The organism is Nonomuraea sp. NPDC052129 (genome assembly GCF_040680095.1).
Lineage (GTDB): Bacteria > Actinomycetota > Actinomycetes > Streptosporangiales > Streptosporangiaceae > Nonomuraea.
In genome coordinates, this window is record NZ_JBFAVX010000039.1 from 34,920 (window position 1) to 54,507 (window position 19,588).

14 protein-coding genes and 2 pseudogenes are annotated in these 19,588 nt (G+C 68.4%); 9 read left to right on the plus strand and 7 right to left on the minus strand.

What is annotated here, in order from left to right:
• Nucleotides 1-303: 303 nt before the first annotated feature.
• Nucleotides 304-4,122, plus strand: a complete 3,819-nt coding sequence (locus AB0L53_RS49895) for a hypothetical protein (RefSeq protein WP_364011048.1) — start codon at nucleotides 304-306, stop codon at nucleotides 4,120-4,122.
• 61 nt (nucleotides 4,123-4,183) lie between these two features.
• The gene (locus tag AB0L53_RS49900) at nucleotides 4,184-4,384 is read left to right on the plus strand and encodes a hypothetical protein (protein WP_364011051.1); all 201 of its coding nucleotides are present in this window, start codon (nucleotides 4,184-4,186) and stop codon (nucleotides 4,382-4,384) included.
• 220 nt (nucleotides 4,385-4,604) lie between these two features.
• On the opposite strand, the gene AB0L53_RS49905 is transcribed toward AB0L53_RS49900, so the two are convergent.
• The 5 genes from AB0L53_RS49905 to AB0L53_RS49925 all read right to left on the minus strand — a co-directional run bounded on the left by AB0L53_RS49905 (nucleotide 4,605) and on the right by AB0L53_RS49925 (nucleotide 9,585).
• Nucleotides 4,605-5,465, minus strand: coding sequence for a hypothetical protein (locus AB0L53_RS49905; RefSeq protein ID WP_364011054.1), 861 nt, complete (start codon nucleotides 5,463-5,465; stop codon nucleotides 4,605-4,607).
• 768 nt (nucleotides 5,466-6,233) lie between these two features.
• Nucleotides 6,234-6,509 (minus strand): hypothetical protein, encoded by a 276-nt coding sequence (locus AB0L53_RS49910; RefSeq protein ID WP_364011057.1) that lies wholly within the window; start codon nucleotides 6,507-6,509, stop codon nucleotides 6,234-6,236.
• 98 nt (nucleotides 6,510-6,607) lie between these two features.
• Entirely contained in the window at nucleotides 6,608-6,874 is a 267-nt protein-coding gene (locus AB0L53_RS49915; protein WP_364011060.1) for a helix-turn-helix transcriptional regulator, read from the minus strand.
• Nucleotides 6,875-6,901: 27 nt separating this feature from the next.
• Complete coding sequence (locus AB0L53_RS49920) at nucleotides 6,902-8,065, minus strand: methyltransferase domain-containing protein (protein WP_364011063.1); 1,164 nt, start codon at nucleotides 8,063-8,065, stop codon at nucleotides 6,902-6,904.
• Nucleotides 8,066-8,286: 221 nt separating this feature from the next.
• Nucleotides 8,287-9,585 (minus strand): helix-turn-helix transcriptional regulator, encoded by a 1,299-nt coding sequence (locus AB0L53_RS49925; protein WP_364011066.1) that lies wholly within the window; start codon nucleotides 9,583-9,585, stop codon nucleotides 8,287-8,289.
• Between the two features lie 183 nt (nucleotides 9,586-9,768).
• Here AB0L53_RS49925 and AB0L53_RS49930 point away from each other — a divergent pair.
• From AB0L53_RS49930 to AB0L53_RS49950, 5 genes and pseudogenes are all read left to right on the plus strand, one after another.
• A pseudogene (locus AB0L53_RS49930) lies at nucleotides 9,769-10,464 on the plus strand (hypothetical protein); the annotation flags it as partial.
• The gene (locus AB0L53_RS49935) at nucleotides 10,412-10,699 is read left to right on the plus strand and encodes a hypothetical protein (RefSeq protein ID WP_364011269.1); all 288 of its coding nucleotides are present in this window, start codon (nucleotides 10,412-10,414) and stop codon (nucleotides 10,697-10,699) included. The pseudogene AB0L53_RS49930 and the gene AB0L53_RS49935, both read left to right, overlap by 53 nt.
• 74 nt (nucleotides 10,700-10,773) lie before the next feature.
• Nucleotides 10,774-11,742, plus strand: a pseudogene (locus AB0L53_RS49940) (threonine/serine dehydratase); the annotation flags it as partial.
• 25 nt (nucleotides 11,743-11,767) lie between these two features.
• Nucleotides 11,768-12,343, plus strand: coding sequence for a C39 family peptidase (locus AB0L53_RS49945; RefSeq protein WP_364011069.1), 576 nt, complete (start codon nucleotides 11,768-11,770; stop codon nucleotides 12,341-12,343).
• Between the two features lie 22 nt (nucleotides 12,344-12,365).
• Complete coding sequence (locus AB0L53_RS49950; protein WP_364011072.1) at nucleotides 12,366-12,455, plus strand: M55 family metallopeptidase; 90 nt, start codon at nucleotides 12,366-12,368, stop codon at nucleotides 12,453-12,455.
• Nucleotides 12,456-12,527: 72 nt separating this feature from the next.
• On the opposite strand, the gene AB0L53_RS49955 is transcribed toward AB0L53_RS49950, so the two are convergent.
• A complete protein-coding gene (locus AB0L53_RS49955) occupies nucleotides 12,528-13,193 on the minus strand; it encodes a recombinase family protein (RefSeq protein WP_364011075.1) in 666 nt (221 codons plus the stop codon).
• A 239-nt stretch (nucleotides 13,194-13,432) separates the two neighbouring features.
• Here AB0L53_RS49955 and AB0L53_RS49960 point away from each other — a divergent pair, with 239 nt between their 5' ends.
• Nucleotides 13,433-14,941: a hypothetical protein gene (locus tag AB0L53_RS49960; protein WP_364011078.1), complete on the plus strand. Its 1,509-nt coding sequence runs from the start codon at nucleotides 13,433-13,435 to the stop codon at nucleotides 14,939-14,941.
• Nucleotides 14,942-14,968: 27 nt separating this feature from the next.
• Here the strand turns inward: AB0L53_RS49960 and AB0L53_RS49965 are convergent, their stop codons facing one another.
• Nucleotides 14,969-18,157, minus strand: coding sequence for a Tn3 family transposase (locus tag AB0L53_RS49965; RefSeq protein ID WP_364011080.1), 3,189 nt, complete (start codon nucleotides 18,155-18,157; stop codon nucleotides 14,969-14,971).
• 91 nt (nucleotides 18,158-18,248) lie between these two features.
• On the opposite strand from AB0L53_RS49965, the gene AB0L53_RS49970 reads away from it, so the two are divergent.
• Nucleotides 18,249-19,514 (plus strand): hypothetical protein, encoded by a 1,266-nt coding sequence (locus tag AB0L53_RS49970; protein ID WP_364011083.1) that lies wholly within the window; start codon nucleotides 18,249-18,251, stop codon nucleotides 19,512-19,514.
• Nucleotides 19,515-19,588 lie beyond the last annotated feature (74 nt).

Genomic DNA, 19,588 nt, shown 5'->3' on the forward strand with positions numbered 1-19,588 from the left:
CGACAGCGACGGCGCGAAGTCGGGCGACCGATCCTGTCCGTTCCACCGGACCGCTGACGCGGTGCGTACCCGCGCCAAAGACTTCGTCCAGCGTGTCTTCACCACAGGCGAGCAGCAGTTGCGGGATGCCTTCCGTGATGCGGTGACGGCCTTTCATGGGTACCTGACCACCGTGCAGGGCACCGTCGTTGACGATGCCAACGTCCGCAACGCCAAACACTTCGACACGGTGGTGGGCATCCTGCGGACGCCGGCGTTCGCCGCGGGGCTGGGCCTGCAACCGGCGCCGGCGGCGCCGTCCAGTTGGCCGCTCGACGCGTCCTGGGATGGCAACGGCGCCTTCCTGATCCAGGCGATCACCCAGCATCCGCGGGCCGGCTGGGGGAAGCCACCGGTCACCGACTCGGAGTTCCTGCAGGCACAGCGCATCGCTACCTACGGCGCAGCGACCATCGACGCAGTGCTGAAGGACTCGGTGCTCAAGACCACGCCAGCGGTGGACGGCACCATCGGACTCGCCTACAAATGGTGGACCGCCATCGCCGAGCTCAACGGGGTGTCCAGCTCCGCCACGCGCTGAGCTGGCCTGCCATGCCACAGTCCCGCATCATGATCGGCCGGCAAGAGACCGCGACAACCGGCCTCGTCGGCACGCTGAACCAGTTCCGGCAGCGGCGACCGGCGCTGCCGTCGCCCTTTCCGGATCACCCAGCCGCCGACCTCGCTGCCGCGCTGCAGGGCCACTTGCGGCTGCGGAAACTTGCCGTTTTCGCCCGGGCCTTCAGCACCGGTGACGTCCTCACCCAACTGCCGCTGTACGCGAGCGCACACCTGACCGTCGCCTCGAAAGCCTGGAGCCAACAACGCAGCATCCCGCTCGGGCAGCTCGGCACCGATCACGTCGGCTACGCGTCATTCGATCTGTCGGCCGTCGCTGATCTCCAGACGCTGCTGCCAATCGCCGAGACGGCGCCGCCGGGTACCTCCACGAACGAGGTCACGGTGACCCTGCGCCTGCTGGTGCTGCCGTTCGGCGACGACCAGTTGGCCTTCGAGGCGCTGGAGAGGGGCGACAGCGACGGCGAGGTCGTGGTGGTGCGGTACGAGATTACCGACGAGGACCTCGCCGGCCGGACCCTCGGGCCACCGCTGATCTCGATGCAGGACCCCGGGATCGACGACTGGCGGCTCTCGCCCAGCTCATTCGCCTCGTCCGGCGCCCGGCTGGTCGGCGAGGCCGGGTGCGAGGACCTCTACCCCGCCAACATCGCCGCCTACCAGTACCGGCTCCACCAGTTGCTGCGCCTCGTGGACGAGGGAGCCTACCGGCCGCTGGAACAATTCAAGCTCGGCGGCATCCGGTACGGCTACCTGCTGGAGTACCGCAACGAATGGTTCCCAATCGGACACTCGCTCGGCCGTGTCCTCTACAGCCTGCCGCTCGCACCGGCAGAGCGGGTGAACCTGGCGCTGGTTGATTGGTCTCGCACCGACGGGTCCAGCAGGGTGGAGGACACGACGTTCAGTGAGGAGCTCACCCATGATCAGTCCCGCGACCGGCTGGTCGCTGAGACGGTCGAGGCCACCATCCGGGAGCACCAGTCCGGGCGGTCAGGGATGTTCGGCCTGTCGTCAAGCGTCCTGGTCCCGGCCGGCGGAGCGCTGGTCGGCGGGGCGCTGAACCTCGGCGGGGCTGCGTCCTCGTCGAAGGGCAGCCGGTGGATCTCGGCGGAGACCACCCAGGATCTGACCGACGGCTTCCATCAGGCCTCCACCGCGGTCCGTCAGCTGCGCTCCACGGTGGTCATCCAGGCCGGGCAGGAGGAGAGCGGCCGGTTCGAGACCCGTACGGTGACCAACCACAACCACTGCCACACGCTGACGATCATGTATTACGAGGTGCTCCAGCACTACCGGGTGGTCACCCGGTACCTGCGGCGCCGCCCGGTGCTGTTCATCCCGGGCCTTGAGATCACCGGGGACCCGTTGCAGGTGGAGTCGTACGTGCTGGCCCACCGCCGGGCTCTTGAACGGGCGCTGCTGGACACCCGGCACCTGGCCGGTTTCCCCGCGCTGGTGCGCAAACGGGCGGCGGAGCAGGCGCTCGCGGACGCCCGCACCAAGTGGGCCAGCATGCAGGCCATCCGCCATCATTGGCTGTTTCGCCGGTTCATCCTGGTTTTCACCACCGGCGACCTCGGCACCCAGAACAGCCCGTACGTGAACCTGTTCCTGACCGACGGCCGCAAGCTACGGCTGAGCCAGACCGAGCCAGCCGACACTGGAACATCCAGCCGGTACTACTTCGGCGCGCCTGGCAGCAGGCCGTTCGACGTGGAGCGACTCAGCACCTTCGTGGCCGAGCTGAGCGAGTCGGTGGCGTGGCGCGACATCCGCGGCTTCACTGTCGGCTTGCACACCGACGACTTCTCGTCTTCTGACTTGGGCTGGCGGCTTGCCCGGCTGCGAGTACTTGGCCTCTCCGAGGACGGCTCGACCAGCCTGCTGCTCGACCGGGCGTTCGACATCGTGCTCGGCGTGGAACACCCGGAAGTGCCGGTGGTTCCCGCGCCACAGAGTGAGGCGGATCCCGAGCCGGTCCTATCGGACTTCATCAAGGCCGAGACCCTGACCACGGCGAAACTGCTGATGGAGCATCTCGACGCCTTCGACGCGCACTACCGCACCGCGCTGACGGCCGACGCCGATCCGATCGCCCGGTGGGAGAAGTTGTCCCAGGAACGGCTTGGCCCGTACACAGTCGCCGACCTGCTGGCCGACAACACTGTAGTGGGATCGGCCGGGAAGGAGCTCGCGCTGCCGCTGTCGCAGAAGGGCGACGACGTCGTCCGCCAATACCTGAAGCTCGACGACGACGACGACGCCATGGCCGGCATCATCGCCGCCGAGCGGCTGGTCGGCCTGCCTACCCGCGGTGTGTTCGCCGAGTCCAAATTGGGCCGGTGCTCGGCCTGCGAGGTCAAGGACGACACCCGCTTCTGGGACTGGCAGACCTCACCCGTCCCGGAGGAGGCACCGCAGATCGCCCCGGTCGAAGCCGCGTCCCGCTATCAGCAGCCGGGAAACCTCTCACCGTCGGCCTTTCCGGCCCCGATCGTCGGCATCGCGACGCCGCCGGCGGCACCGGACCCGGTCGCGATGGCGAACGCATTGCAACTGCTCGGTAAGGGGGATGTGTTCCGCGACATGTCGGGCAAGGAGCAACTGGGAACACTGCTCACCAGTATGTCTAAGAGCACCACTGACGCGGTGTCGGCGTTCAGTGGCAACCAGCGGGAGAACCAGTTGACCGACAAGATCCTCGGCTCGGATGCCCTCTCCGGCGACCAGAAGGCCGATCTCATGGGGACTCTGCTCGGGAAACAGCCTTCGGAAGCTCCCTCACCCTCTCCGGCGGCGACTTCCTCGCCATCGCCGTCGGAATCGCCGAAGCCCGCCGCGCCCGCCAAGCCCGGCAAGGCACGGCCGCAGAAGACAGAGATCCAGTTCCACGTGCACTCCCCCCAGTTCGGGGACTTCCTGTTCGAGATCCACCGCATTCAGATCTCCGGCGCCGCTGGCTCCGAGCCGTTGACCTTCGACTTCCAGGTGAGTGGGGACAACGGATTCCTGGCGGTGTCCGACCCGCGCATTCCCCGGCAGGGACGGGTGCACATCGAAGGCCTCCGGTACGTACCGGTCTCCGCATATCCGAAGGACCAATACGAGAAGGAGCGGAATTACACGCCGGACTACTGGTGGTCAATCCCAGAAGCGAACATCGCGTACACCATGGACGAGGGGACGAAGTCGATGACCCTGGCCATGGAGCCGCAGCTTGAGGTGGAACCGTTCACCACGGGCCAGACCGAGGAGTTTGCCAATTTCAAAGAGCACACTCAGCAGCGCGGATGGGCGGTCGGTCTGAATGGCGGCGGCAAGTCCAAGATCATCTCTGGCATGGCGGAAATCGCCGCGGCGATCGGCGGCAAATATGAAAGTCAGGATACGGACATCGAAGTGCACGCGGATGCGACGAGTCACTCAAGCTCATGGACGTGGATGGTCTACATCCAGACCGGCGCGGTGGTCTGGAGCGCCCTCAACGGCACTACCGGTTGACTGAGGTCTTCACCCGGGGCGCCACCACTTCTCGGAGTCCGAGATCGCGTTCCAGTCATCGGTGACGATGTCGGCGGCCGCGGGCGCCGCGGTGGAGTTCGAGCGCGCCGCGGTCACCGCCGAGCAAGTCGTGACCTACAACCTGCCGACCGTTCCACCCAAGACGACTGACCGACGCTCGTTCTCCGGCACCGCCACCACCCAGCCCGAGGCCCTGCCTTCCGACATCGATCGTTACCCGCCGGACTCGGCGAGGTCGTGACCGCGGTTGGGGGCGTAGAGGAGGCACTGAAGGTCTTGAAGCAGGCAGCCGGCGAGTAGCCGTTCACTCGCAGCCGCCTCGCCGGTGGCCGCTCATCAGCCAGCCACCACCAGCTGCATGATCCCGCGTCGAAGGCTTTCGCCGACCTGAGAAATCCGCTCGGATCCGTGCGGCCGGGCGCAAAGGGCGGTGAGTGACCGGCGCTCTCCGCATGGCTTGATTACTGAGGTAGTCCCAGGGCGTGGCTGGCCTGCTGGATTTGATCTTGCCAGATCCACAGCCGGTGCTGTGGCGGCACCTGGTGGTAGCCGTACAGCCCCACGTTTTGCAGGTTCTGCAGGTCGATGCAGACGCGCCGGTAGGCCTTGTCGATCGTCTTGGCGGGATCGATGAGGTTCTTGACGCCGAGCTTGATGCAGGCGCGGTACTCGTATCCCAGGAGCAGGTCGTGGCCGAACTCCGCCCACGCGCCGAGTTTTCCGGTCCAGGCGGTATCGGCGGCATCCAGCAGCAGGGCCAGGTCGGCGTCGCGGGGGATGGAGGGGTAGATCAGGAACATGGCTGCCCAGCCGGAGGCGACCATGTCGAGGTTCATGGTGCGCCGGTCCGGGTCGCTGGGTGGCGGCAGAGGGTCGGCGGCGCTGCCAGCAAACCATGGGGTGAGGTAGCCCAGGATGCGGCCGTTGTCTTCAATGAGCTCGCCGGTGGCGATGACGCGGGCCTTGCGCTCGGTGCCGTCCGGTCGGGTCAGGCGGCGCTGCTTGAGGGCCTGGAGTTCGGCAGTGGCGCGGTTGCCCGCGGCGATATGCCGGGCGGCGGCGTCGGGCGTGATCCGTCCGATCAGGTAGTCGCGCAAGTCTTGGGGCAAGGCGTCGTATGTGCCGTCCATCAGCCTGGTCCGGCACCGGTCCAAGGTCGCCTGAGCGGTGACCGGTGGCCCTGCCACGTGTTCCTTTTCCGGGGTGTCGATCGACACCATGCGGACGGTGGCGCGGATGTCGACGGTGTCGCCGTCGATGATGGCAAGCAGCAGTTCTTCATCCAGCGGACGGCTGACCGGCGTGAAATGGAAGGCGACCATCGCGAGCCCCTGCCTGTGTCGATGACCTTGGGCTCCTGACGCTACGCCGCACCCTGGGCAACGGGCATGAGTACGCGCTACCCATGACGTGAACTTAAGGCAATGGCGAGACCGTGATTCCAGAGACGGCGAGGCCAACGGCACACAGCACCTGACTAGCCGGGCGATGGAGGCGATGGTCGCGGCCGTCTGCCCGAGCAGGGCGCGGGCGTGCCGAACCTGCTCGGGCGGCCCGGATGCTGACCGCGGGCGCGGGCGGTGGCCAGGCTCAGCGTGTCGGGTGGCACGCCGCGCACCAGGGCCGCCAGGTCCGCGCATGGCCCCCGGGCCCAAGCCCCGCATCGTTTGGGTGCTGGCCAGCCGCCACGCCGACATCCACATATGCCGTACCAGCTAATGCAATCGAGCGACCACTGCCCGAGCGCTATCAGCTGCGAGATCTAGGGGGTACGTGCGCGTCTATCTCACTGATCAGGTTTTGCACGCTGTGGGAGCGTTGGGTGTGACTTTCGCTGATCTGCGGCCGGGATCTTCGGCGCTATTTGGCCGGACCGAGCTCGTGAGGCGAGGAGATTCCGTGCGGTGGTGCCCTTGAGCTCCTGGGGAAACGCGCCATTGATCGTTATCGCGCCGGACATATCCCTCGATGTTCGAGCCGGAACCAGGTCTCCGCACCCGCTGCTTCCTGCCTCTCGCGTGGCCAATTAGCGCCGAAGATCCCGGCCGTTGAGCGTTGAAAGTCACATCCCCGGGCGGCATCCGCCTCGCTCATCGCGGTCTTTCTGAGCTGCCGCCGCCGAGCCGGGCGGCCATCCGGTAGGCGGCGTGTGCGTCGAGTTTCTTGGTGCCGTGGTTGTCGGGCTGGGTGGTGAGCGGGGAGGCGTGGCCCAGTTCTAGGCGAACGCCGTAGACCGCACACGGGCGACCAGCGCACCGCGGCGGGTCGGCACGGCCAGCGGCCCGCCGCATGCGCCGTGGGAGCAGCTTGAACCAGTCCGCCGCCTCAATGAGGGCCGCCAGGACGTCGCCGGCAGGCCCCACCACCGCCCACTCAGTCGCGGTCCACAGCAAGGACTGGCGGCGCGCCCTGCACGCCGTGCACAGTCGCGCCGGGTCGATGTCCCGGAGCCGGTGAAGGCGATTCAGGGTGAGGCGTGGCTGTAGGGCTCGGACTGTAGTGGGTCGGCGCTCAGGTGGGGACCGCCGACAAGGTCGCTCTCCGAGGCGCGCAGCGCCGCGGCGAGCCCGGCGATGTACGAGCGGCGATCTAGGGCGGACAGCCCGCGCTCGATGTTGGATAGGTGACTGATACTGGGCCCTGCCAGGCCAGCGACTTGGGCCAGGGTCATCTTGCGCCATGTGCGCAGGATTCTCAGCCGGGCACCGATGGTCGTGTTCTCGGTGTGCATCAAGACCTCCTAGCTCGCGTCTTCAGGCTACGTGCGCCGCAGGACGTTGTCCGGGGCGTCGAGCCAGATGCTGTGCCCGTCGGGAGTCACCGTCATGCCGAAGCGGGTTCGTCCGGGTCGCCCGCTACGCACCCACCGGAAGTAGGCGTCCACGGCTTCGTCCCATACGGGCCGCTCACCTACCTGCACAACCGGGTACACCTCGTCGCCGGGGCGCCAGGCGATCATCGCTCGTTCGGCGGGGTCGGCCGGGTTGGTCAGCCAGGCCTTGAAGCGGCCGCCGTCTTGTTTCTTGGTGCGCAGGTGCAGCCCGGTGAGCGCGGCGATGGCCAGCGTGGCGCCGGGCGGCGCGCAGGCGATGGTCCGCGGGTCTACCCGGGTGCTCTGCTGGTGCAGTGATGCCGCGTCCGGCTTCGGCGGATATGTCGTTCGCTGGGAGCGCATCATCATGTAGGACGCGAACCCAGGAAAGCCCCCCTGGGCGGTGCCGTCCGGCAGGACGGTGAGCTGCAGGGCATGGTTCGCGCCGAAGCCGGGGCAGTAGGGCGCCACGATGACGGCGCCGGGCCGGCACTGCTCGATCCAGGCGTACGGCAGCGTGTGGATGCCGCAGGTGACGTGCACGCGGTCGAAGGGGGCACGGTCAAGGCAGCCCTCGGCGCCATCGCCGACGAGGAGGTGCGGGTGCGCGCCGGCCTCGCCGAGGTTCTTGGCGGCCTGCTCGGCGATGGCCGCGTCCACTTCGATCGAGGTGAGGCTGCCGTGCTCGCCGAGCAGGTGGCAGAGCAGGGCGGCGGTCCAGCCCGTTCCCGTGCCGACCTCGAGAATGCGATGCCCCGGGGCGGGATTGAGAAGCTCCAGGAAGTTGGCGACCGTTCCCGGCGCGCTGCTGGAGGAGGTGTAGCCGCCGTCGCCCTGCCCGATAGTGGTGGCGCCGTCGTCCAGCTGGGTGACGATAGGTTCGGCGGAGTAGACGGCGCTCCACCAGGCGTCGGGGTCGGTGTCCCGGTCGATCACCGTCTCGTCGCCATCGGCGCAGACCAGAGCCCGCGCCGGAATGAACAGGTGGCGCGGGACGGCCTGGAACGCCGCCTTGACCGGAGTGGCCAGGTCGGCGCGATCACGGGTGACCGCGCCGATCAGCACGCTCATCAGCGACCCGATGCGCGTCTGCGGAGGGAGAAAGGTCACTACGTCTCGTTGCCCTCATGCGCTCCGCCGCCAGTGGGCTTGCCATCAGGATCCTTCGGCGCATTGTCGGTGTCGATTTCCTCATAGGTGTGCGGGTCGCCTTCGTGCTTACCGGCCATTCCAGAGGTCCCTCCCCATCGAGAATGCTCACCGCGACCGTATGGCTACAAGGCGTAAGACGGCAAGAGCGGAGACGGCAGCTGGAGTCCGTCCACAAAAGGTCAACCGGCACACCGGCTGCCGTCGGTGATCTCGTTGGATCGCCTGAGCGCAGACTCTGCCATGCGTTGGCGGAGTTGGGCGATCACGGCGGAGTTGGGGTCAGCGTGTTCGAGGATTTGGCACAGGGCACTGCTGCGTGTCGCGATGGCCACCGCCTGCCGTGATGTGGTCAGCGCTATGAGGCCGTGAGCGACGGCCTCTTCAGGATCACCCAGACGGGCGCATGCGATGCCCAGATCCAGTGCGGTGATCGCTCGCCGTGTTGGGGAAGCGGTGGGATCTTGCTCGTAGACCTCCATCGCCTGCGCCCCGAACATCCGCGCCTGCTCGTAGTGGCCCAGCCACAAGCTGGATGTCGCAGCGGCCGACAAGGCCCGTACCGCGTCGGCGGTGAACAGCCCTGCCGCGTGCGCCGGGTACCGCTCAGCCTGGCGGCGCAGCCGCCCGAGGGCTTCGTCTGCGGGGGTGGTGTGACCGAGCCTGGCATGGGCGCGCGCGAGCTGGCCGGTCAACCGCACCTGAGCGGCGCTGTTGGCTGGCGCCGCGGCCATGCCGTGCTGAGCGGCGCGCAGGGCTTGGTCAGGTTGCTCCTCATAAAGCCACGTCGTGGCGGCCACGTCCCAGGACCATGCCACCGCCTCGGCGTGGTCGGCCTGGTCCGCGTGGTGGCGTGCGTCGCTCGCGTACGCGAGCGCGGCCCGCACGTCACCCCGATCGTGGGCGGCCCAGGCGATCACCAGCGACAGCCACGCCGCGGTGACGTACAGTTCCCGACGTTGCCGCAGCGTCATGCGCCCTTCGAGCAACTGCGCGACGTGATGGCGGTCGCGGCGGGCGTCCTGCCACAGTTCACCGGCGCTGTAGCGGGCGTAGTCGCGCCCGTAGCCGCTGACGGCCTCACGCAAACGCGCCAGGCTGGCCGCCCCCAGATCGGTCTGCTCGCTTCGGCGAGTCAGCTCCCACGCCTCATCTTCAGCTCTGGCGAGCAACCCGCCCGCGACGAGCGCGGTCCCCAGACGCAGAGCGTCCCGGCGATTCGTACGATCACCTCCCGATAGTTGCCGACCTGGCGCGTCCTGCCAGGATCGCCACAGCTCTCCCGCGGCCGACAGCGCCGCCTCGGCGCGGCGGACGAAGTCTTCGCTGGCCCGGTAACGGCCGGACTCGATGTGGCTGATGTAGGACCGGTCATAGCCCATCGCTTCCGCGAGGGCCCTCTTCGTCATCTTGCGGCGGTTCCGCCATAACGCCAAGACAACGCCGAAGGCGTGCTGTTCCTGATCGGGGGTGGCCTCCATGCCCCCATGGTCCTCCGGTGCATCCGTGAGTGAAAGGTGAGTGAGCGGCACTCACCATGACCTCACCAGCCGTGGCCGGGGTCTGCTGGCAGACGACCAGTACACCCCCGATCATCGGAGACTCGCGTGTCCCTGCTCACCGACGCCCACGAACTCGCGCTCCCCGGCCAAGGCCGCATCGGCGTGCTGACCGGCGGCCGCTCCCGCGAGCGGGCGCGCTCGCTGCTGTCCGGCAACACCGCCCACGCGGGGCTGCTGCGGCTCGGGCTGTCCGCCGTCCTGATCGACACCAGCGAGCCCGGCTTCCTCGACCAGCTGCGCGAGATCGACGTGGCCATGCTCGCCATCGCCGGCCAGTACGGCGAGGACGGCAAACTCCAGGGCCTCCTGGAGCACCTCGGCATCCCCTACACCGGCTCCGGGGTGCTGGCCAGCGCGCTGGCGATGCACAAGACCGCGGCCAAGACGATGGTCGCCGCGGCCGGCGTCACCGTGTTGCCTGGCTGCGACATCGACGCCGAACGACCTGCCGAGCTCGTGGCCAAGGACGTGACCGAGGCCCTTCCCCTGCCGATCATCATCAAGCCGGTGTCCGAGGGCGGCTCCATCGATATGCGGCTGAGCCGCACCGAAGACGACGTCGCCGCCGCGGTGGACGAGCTGCGCACGGCCGGACAGGCGCTGTTCGCCGAGCGGTTCCGGACCGGCCTGTCGGTGACCGCAGGAGTGCTGGACGACGGCGAGCACCTGCAGGTCCTGCCGCTCCTGGAGACCCGGCCGAAAGGCGACTTCTACGACTACCCCACCAAGAACAACCCCGACGCTTTTGTCAACGTGTGCCCCGCCGAGTTGCCAGCGCGGGCGGAGGAGGCGGTCAAGCGGCACGCGCAGACCGCACACCGCACACCGCGCGCTGGGCTGCTCGGGGTACTCGCGCAGCGACTTCGTCGTCGCCGATGGCGATCAGGTCTGGTGGCTGGAGACCAACACCCTGCCGGGCCTGTCGGCCACCGGGAACATGGCCACCATGGCCGCGGCCGACGGTATCGGTTACGACGCGCTGATCACGTTCATCCTGTCCACCGCCCTGACGCCGCACGGCTACCGGCCCTGAACGGAGGCGTCGACGTGATCGGCATCGATGACATCCGCACCGCCGCCGCCCGCCTGGCCGGGCACACCGCCCGCACGCCCGTGCTGGGCGCGCCGGCGCTGGACGAGCTGTGCGGCGCCCCAGCGCTGTGCAAGGCCGAAAACCTGCAGCGCACCGGCTCGTTCAAGCTGCGCGGGGCGCTCAACCACGCGCTCAGCCTCTCCCCGGCCGAACGCGCCGGCGGCCTGATCGCGGCCTCCTCCGGCAACCACGCCCAGGCGCTGGCGTGGGCGGCGCGGCAGATCGGCACCTACGCCATGGTCGTGGTGCCCGCCGACGCGCCGCAGACCAAGGTGGAGGCGGCCCGCGCGCTCGGCGCCGAGGTGGCCTTCTACGACCGCGGCGGCGACGACCGCGACGCCATCGTGGCCGACCTGGCCGCCAGGCACGGCCTGGCCGTGGTGCCCTCGGCCAACTCACCGGAGGTGATCGCGGGCGGTGGCACCGTCGCCGCCGAACTCCTCGACCAGTGCGAGCAGCTGAGCGTGCTGCTGGTACCGGTCGGCGGGGGCGGGCTGGCCGCCGGAAGCGCGGTGGCCGCCAAAGCCCTCCACCCCGCCGTCCGGGTGATCGGCGTGGAGCCCGAACACGGCGCCGACACCGCCCTGTCACTGCGGCAAGGCCGCCGGGTGAGCATCCCCACCCCAGCCACGATCGCCGACGGGCTCACCCACGCCACTCCGGCGCCGCTGCCGTTCGAGATCAACCAGGCGCTGCTGGACCAGGTGGTCACCGTTACCGACGCGGAGATCGTCGAGGCGATGGCGGCCTGCTTCACCCACCTGAAGACCGTCGTCGAGCCGAGCGGCGCGTGCGCGCTGGCGGCGGCGATGTGCGGGCGGATCGAGATCTTTTCCGGCACAATCGGTGTGGTCCTGTCCGGGGGGAACATCGCCTGGACCACGTTCCGGTCGCTGGTCGGCCGGGCCGAGAGCGCTGGGGGAGATCGTGGGGTGCCTGGCCTGCACGCCGGGGGCGTGCAGTGCGCAGCAAGCGCTCCATGACGGCGTCGGCCTGTTCACCCAGTACATGAGCCCAGAGCGGATCGCGGCCATCGCCTACCACGGCGCCGATGCAGCCGACGATCCGCTCTGGCATGTCTCCGGAGCCGCCAGCCGCTCCGAGTACGGCCGCTGGTGCGGCCACGCCTGCGGCATGGCCTGCCTGCAGATGGCCCTGGATCACCGCGATGGGCACACCCCGCCGCTGCTGGACCTCCTGCACGGCTGCCGCGCCTACGGCGGCTACATCGAAGACGCAGCCGGTCAGATCAAGGGCCTGTACTACGCGCCGTTCGCCGACTACGTGCGCGCCGAGCACGGCCTGCACGCCGACGTGCACCCGCACCTGGCCGCCGCCGAACTGCCCGGCCTGCTCGCCGACGGGCACCTGGTCATCGCCTCGGTCCACAAAGAGATCCGCCGCCCCGAGGTGCCCTCCCCCGGTCGCGGCGGGCACCTCGTCCTGCTCACCGGCCACGACCACGGCCTGATCCACCTGCACAACCCCTCCGGCCACACTCCCCACGCCCGCCAGGCCAGCCTGCCCATCGACGTGTTCGAGACGTTCTTCGGCGGGCGCGGCATCGCCCTGCGCACGCGCTAGACCACGCCCCGGGGGAAGCAAGGTGGCCATCAAGGTGCTGATCTCAGTGGACATGGAGGGCATCGCCGGCATCGTCCATCCGGCGGAGACCACGCCGGAGCGCTACGACTAGGGGTGGGAACTGAATACGTGAGAAAGGGGCCATGACCCGATCTTGAAAGCATAAACGTGCTGCTCAGATGGCCTACGCGATCGAGGCTCGTTCGGCGTCGTGAGCCTTGAACGCGTTGTAGAGCGCGCGGCGGGAGACCGTCCGTTCCTCGCCGCTCGCGGTCTTATACGTCAGCCCTTTGGCGATGCTGGTGACGGACTCGCCATCGGCCCGGCGACCGAGCGCGACGCGCATCATGTCCTTGGAGATCACCGCCGGGCGGCCACCGTGCCGACCTTCGGCGGCGGCCAGGGTGAGCCCGTCGCGGGTCCGTTCGATCATCATCTCGCGTTCGATCTGGGCGAAACCGGCGAGCACGGCGAAGAAGATCTGTCCCATGCCGCGGGGGTCGTAGATGCCGGCGAGCGGCCCGGAAAGGATCTCCAGCTTGGCCCCGAGGTCTTGCAGGGACCAGGCGGTCTCCATAATCTCCCGCATGTCGCGGCCTATGCGGTCCAGCCTGCTCACCACCAGTGTGTCGCCGGGGCGAAGTCGAGAACGCACGTCCTCCCACTGTGGGCGGGGGCTGCCTGCCTTGCCGGACTTCTTCTCGGCGAAGACGTTGGCCGCGGCGACGCCGGCCTCGTTCAGCGCGGCTAGCTGGACCTCCAGGGTCTGGCCTCGGGCGGACACGCGGGCGTATCCGAAGCGGCCGTGGTCGATCGGGCGGGCGTCGGACTTCGCAGGGCGCCTCGTCATAGCCCGAGTGTGCATCAAACCCGTGCATCAAATCAACGACGCGAGCACCTTTGATGCACGCGTTGATGCACAGCCGGGCTGGGTCGAATCGGGCATCCGGTAGGGCCTGGCCGATCGTGCATCTAACGATCGTTAGATTCCATCGCGGGCCTCGGACACGGGAGCTCGCAGTGCGGAACGTCCGCGCAAGCGTCGTATTCGGATGGCCGTTCGATTCCTGCTCGGGCAGGATTCCTCCTGTGCGACATGCTCTCCTCGGGCTGGCCGAGAACACGGCGCTACCGCCCGAACTGATCGATCAGCTCATCGCGACTGCGGACGCGGACGTCGCCGAGGCCGTGGCCTGCCGGTCGGATCTCAGCCGCGTGCAGGTAGCCGCGCTGTCACGCTTCGAGGGAGCCGCCATACGACTCGCCCACGAAGGGCGGCTCACGGCCGACGACGTCGATCCGGTAGCCCAGCCACGTGTCGCACTCGCCCTCCTCGAAGAACGTTCCGGCAGGCCGGAGTGGGCGAGACTTCTCGCTGCCGATCCTCTGGTGGAGACGCGGGAGAAGCTGGCGGCCTGCCCCGGCCTGCCACACGATGTGATGCAGACACTCGGCTCCGACCCCGATGTCCGGGTGGTCGCTGAGCTCGCGCTGTGGGCGCCCGCGGACATCGCTGGCGAGCTTGCGGCGCATTCGCATGCCGATGTTCGTCGTTCGGTGGCGGCCAACGAAGGGACGCCGGCAACTGTACTGGCGTCGTTGCTGACCGGTGACGGGCTGCCGTCGGCGCGGTCCTGCGTGGTCTGTGATCGAGAACCGGTCCCGTTCGTTCACGATCCGAGCTGCGAACGATCTGACTGCTCACTGCCGCCGGGCGCTTCCTGCGATGGCTCCCATGAGTCGGCTGCGCAGGAGATTCAGCAGATGGCGCTTCGGAACCCGGCTGCCCCGGTCGACGCCGTTGTGGGCTTCGTCAGCCATCCTTCGACTCTGATGCGCGTCGAGTTGGCGGCCCGCACCGATCTGCCCGCACAGGTGTACGCGCAGCTTGCCGAGGATCCCATCCCGTGGGTGCGCGCAACACTCGCGGACAACCCCTCGATCAGCGAGAACCTGATCCGCACCCTGGCCACCGATCGCGGCCACGACGTCCAGCGTCGACTTGCCCACCATCCCGAGCTGCCGCTCGACGTTCTGTCCGACGTCGCAGGCAACACCCGGATCGGCCCGGTACTCCTGCCGCGCATCGCATCTGCCTCTGGGGCCGAAGTCACGGCACTGGCCGCGTCAGCGATCCCGGCGGTACGCATGCTGCTCGCCCAGCGGCGCGACCTGTCACCCGAGATCCGTGACGCGCTCGCCGACGATCCCGATGCGAAGGTGGTCAAGTCCGTCGCGCCGCACCCGGGCCTGTCCGAGGCGCAGCTCCGTGCGATGGTCACGCGCCACGGTGCGCGGGTGCTGGCGAAAGTGGCCGTCAACCCGGACGCCACGGCCCAGTTGCTGGAGGACCTTGCTCAGCACCGGCCGCCGGTGCAGAAGGCGTTCCGCGAGATCGCTCGGCATCCCAGCGCCACGGCCGTGGCGCTGCTGGCCTGCCTCGACGATCGCCAGGCCAGACCCTTGGCCGCCCGCCACCCCGCCTTGCCGCTCTCGGCGATCGTCGAACTACTCCACGACGAAGACTGGCAGGTAGTAGAGGCCGCGGCCGCTAACCCGTCGTTGCCGCTCGCCGCGATGCGAGAGCTTATTCCCTGATCCAGATGGTCTGTGCGGGCGTGCGGCTCAGCTCACGCGGAACAGGACACGGGACTCCAGGTCCAAGCGGGTGGCCGGGGCCTGGGCGGGCGGTGTGAGATCGACGACCCAGCTGCCGAAGCGGCGTATCGTCCGAGTGACGTATGGGGAGATCGTGGCCAGGTCGTCGGTGTCGACCGGATAACCCTCACCGGCCAGGGCGTTGGCGGCGTCGGTGATGTCCAGGGCGGTGGAGTAGGTCGCGCAGTTGGCGACCAGTTCGTTGAACTTCACCACCCGCTCCTGGTATTCGGGGTCGTTGTGGCCGATCAGACGCCCGCCGATCATCAGGAACTGGGAGAAGTTGTGGAACGCTTCGGTCCGGTTGGTGACCGCCGCGATCTGATCCCGCAGTCCGGGTTCGGACAGGTACCGCAGCAGCGTGATCGTCCGGATGACCCGCCCCAGCTCGCGCAGCGCCTTGTAGAGCCGGTTTCGCCGGGAGTGGTTGCCCAGGCGACGCAGCAGCGTCACCGAGGACAGTCGGCCCTCCCGGATCGAGATGCCCGCCCGTAGCAGGTCCGGCCAGTGCTTCTCGATCAGCTCCCAGTCGATGATGTTGTCGCCGAACAGCGAGTCGATGTGCTTGTACATCGTGCTAGCCGTGGGCCGGTAGAAACTCAGGTCGTGCCAGTTCCGGATCCTGGGGAGCAGGTCGAACCCGAGCAGAGCCGCGAGCCCGAAAACAGGCAAGCTCTGGCCCTGGGTATCTGCGTGGACCTGGTCGGGCTGTATGTCCGAGTCGTTGGCCAGCAGGGAGTCCAGCAGATACACCGCCTCCCACACCCCGCAGGGGATGAAGTGGGAGAACAGCGCGATGTAGGTGTCGGAGACCAGGCGGAACGCAATGCCTCCGAACCCGCCGTACCTGATCGAGGTCTCGGCGAGGATGTTGTTCTCCCACGTCTCGATCTGCGAGCCGTCGACCGCGGCCACCGATCCGTCGCCCCACATCCGCGCCACGTCCAGGGCCGCGAAAGCGTTGATGACGTCGCCGGAGGCGCGGTGGATCCGGTCGCCGTCGGCGTGCTTGTTGCCGGCCGTGTAGATCTCGTGTGCTGACACGCCGCGCATGTGGCGGGCGACCTCGGTCGGGCCGAGGTTCCCGCCGTAGGCGAAGGCCGTGACGACGTACCGGCCCAGTTTGTCGCCGCGGATCTTCGGGTCGGATCCGGAGGCCGGGCCGAAGTGCCGGTGCCAGCCGGTCAGGTGCGCGGTGCGGGCCAGGATGTCCAGCAGGCTGCGATCGGGCAGCCGGTCCAGCACCGCGCCCTCCAGCGCGATCGCCGAGGACCGCCGCTCGGCGCCTTTGCGCCGGGCCAGTACCGGACGTCCGCCCTCCAGGCGCAGGTCGGTGTTCGCCGGGTAGCCGGAGTCCACTGTTGCGGCCATCTTGGTGAGCTTCTTCTTATAGAACGCGACCAGCGCTTTGGCGTCGGTGGGGATGCCGGCCTGGGCGCAGAAGTCCGCGACCTCGTCCCGGCACTCCTCCCAGGTCATCATCTGGGCGTGCAGGTTGGCGTAGGAGTCGGAGCCGGCCACGGCGATGTCGCCGCTGCGCAGCTCGGCGGCCAGGTAGGAGAACACACAGACCTCCAGGTGCCGGCGGGCGAGCATCCCGGGCCGACGCTTGTCCCGCAGGGTTTTGCGCCACATGTCCGAGGCGAACGTCGTGATGTCGATGGACACCTCTGTCTTGTCCTTGCCGCAGCCCAGGACGACGATCTCCTCGATCCAGTCCCCGCGGCGGGCGCGCACGGCGCGCACGAACTCCAGTGCGTCCAGCACCGAACGGTCCTCGCTGGTCGCCTCGAACGCGACGGAGTCGACAAGGCTGAACAGGGCCGCACGGTGGGACTTGTAGTACTGCTCCAGCAGCGGCAGGTAGTTGTTGCCGTGGTAGGCGGCCACCGCCTGGTGCGCGGCCGCCAGGCGCTCCAGGCCGCCGGCGGACTCCAGCGCCTTGAGCACCAGCCGACCGGTTCGTGCCGCGAGCTCGTCCGCGCCGCTGACGTCGGGCGACGCACCTTCCTCACCGAGGCCATCATCAACGACAGCCGACTCGTCATCCTCTGCGTCGTCGGCGACCTCCTCGCCGTCCTCGGCCCGTGCGTCTTCCGTATCGGGGTCGGCGGATTCTGGGTCCGGCTCCGGCGGCGGCCCGGTCGGGGCGGCCGCGTCTTTGGCGGCCGCAAGGACCTCGCCGAAGACCTCCAGCAGCCGCTCGGACTCGGCGCGGTGCTGCTCGCGCAGCTCCTCCAGCCGGTCCTTGCCCTTGCGATGGATGATCGCCAACCGCTTACAGAACATGTCGGTGACCTCGTCCCGCGCCGCCGCACGCAGCACGTGGATCAGGCTGGCCAGCAGGGTCAGGCGCTTGGCCTCGCCGATCCTGACGAAGTCCTCGACCGTAGTGGTCCTGGCCTCCCCGGCGAAATGCCCGACCTTCCCCGGCGGGATCCCGTCCAGCCACCTCTCGGTGGGGCCGAAGGAGTCCAGCCACTGCGTGTGCTCCAGGCGCTGCTTGAACTTCGTCAGGCTCGCCGCCTTCGGCGGATCCTTCAGCTTGTCGAAGCCGCTGCGCCTGGTCGCCGGATCCACCACCATCAAAGCGTGCAGTCCCGAACGCTGGGCCGGATCGATCCGGCCCGCCGCGGCGTCGAAGAAGCCCCGGTTGACCCGGGCCCGGATGGTCTTCGTCGACAGGTCCAGCGTGGTGTAGCCGGGAAGCTCACAGCCCTTCTTCACCAGCACGTCCAACGCCACGTTGATCAGGTCAGCCGGGTTGTCCTTAGTCTGGGCGGCCTGCTCGATCGCCTCCTCGGCGATGCCCCGCGCCTGTGCGGAGTTGTACTTCACCCCCAGCCGCTTGCGAACCAGATCGCGCTGACGCTTCGCCGTGCGCACGGCATCCACTTCGGCAGCGACGCTGGCCGGGAGGTTCAGCGCGTCGCGGACGTGTTCGACAACGGCGTCCGGCACGTCCTCCAGCTTTGGGAAGTAGCCCAGGCGTCGGTAGCTCTTGAGCCACACCATCAGGGCCAGCAGATGCGCGTCGGTCGAGGACTTGTCCCGCGCCCACTCGATCTCGTCGTCCGACGGGGTGAACGCGTCGGCCAGATCACGCGACGCCATCCGCTTGAACGTCGGGTAGGCGGTGCGATCGATCGACGTCACACGCACCTCGAAGATACGACCGACAGGACCCCGGGCATCGTAGCCATGGCCGCTATTCGCTCGCTCAGCGCCTCCACCACGGGGATACTGCATGTCGATGATCGAATATGACAGTCCAGCCTCGTTCCGCGGTCAGCTCCAACGGGGACGCGGTGCCGCAGTGCATCGCACGTCGACCGCCCCCGGCGCCGCCGACGCGGTGTATGAGTGCGTGATTACGGACACGCGCTGGGACCGACAAGTTGATCAACGCGACAGCTACCTCGCCGGTCTCATCGCTCGGCTCGACCTGCCACTGGCACCGATCCAACAGCACCTGCTCACGTACGACGGCGAGGACGCCGAACCGGTTGAGCTTGCCTTGCAGGTCCTTGCCCTGCTTCCGATGGTCGGTCGACTCGACGCGGCGGCCGTGCTGCGCGGGTACGCGATCGATGGGCCGCATTGGTCCACGGCACTGGAGGCGATCGGCGACAGCGGGGCGACGAAGCTTCCCGCCATCTGGGACGGGCTCGCTGACGACATCATCGCCAACCGCGACGATGCCCAGCTTGCACAGGCGATCTGGTGCGACACGGAGCCGTGGACGACGTTCGCGCAGTCCCAGCCACGGGTCCGGCGAATCATCGACGAGCTCAAGGCCTCCCGTTCACCCGGACCGGCCAGGCACGGCACACGACCCGAAATCGTCGCCATCGACAACGAAGACCTGATCGGGCTTGTCGCTGCCGGCGGCTCCGAGCGGCGGCGGGCGCTAAAGGAACTGGGTAGGCGCGGCGATCGCATCGTCTTCGACTTCGCCGAAGACCCCGGCCTACGCAACGCGGCCGGGTGGCTGCCGGGTATCCCACAGGCGCTCCACCACCTTGGGCCAGACGCGCTGCCACGCGCCCGCACGTGGATCGGCAGCGGCGACGACACACTCGTCGCGTTCGGGGAGCGTGTGGTGGCAGAGGTCGGTGACCGGGGCGATGCGCCGGTGTTGCTGGCCGCGTTGCACCGCACAGTCGTCGCTGGGGAATGGTGCGCTGCCGAGGTTCCAGCACGAGGCCTGGGCCGGTTGGGGATCCATGAAGCCGCGAGCGAGCTCATGGCCGCGTGGGAAGGCACGGTTCATTCACTTGCCCGGGAAGCTTTCCTGGACGGGCTTCGGGGATGTGCGCCGCATGAAGCCGAAGCCGTCATGGTCGAGGGACTTGACGATTGCGAGCCAACGGTTCAGCAGCGCGCGTGTGAGGCAGCGCCAGATACGGCCGCAGTCCGCTCGCGTCTGCGGGAGTTGACTGCCGATCCCCTGGCACCTGAGGTTCATGAGGCCGCGAACACGAAACTGCAGGTCCTGGCCATCAGTCCCTGAGCTTCTCACCCGCGCAGCATTACCTGACCAGAAACCGGCGTCGACCTCCGGGGAAGCACTACCAAGATCGGGTC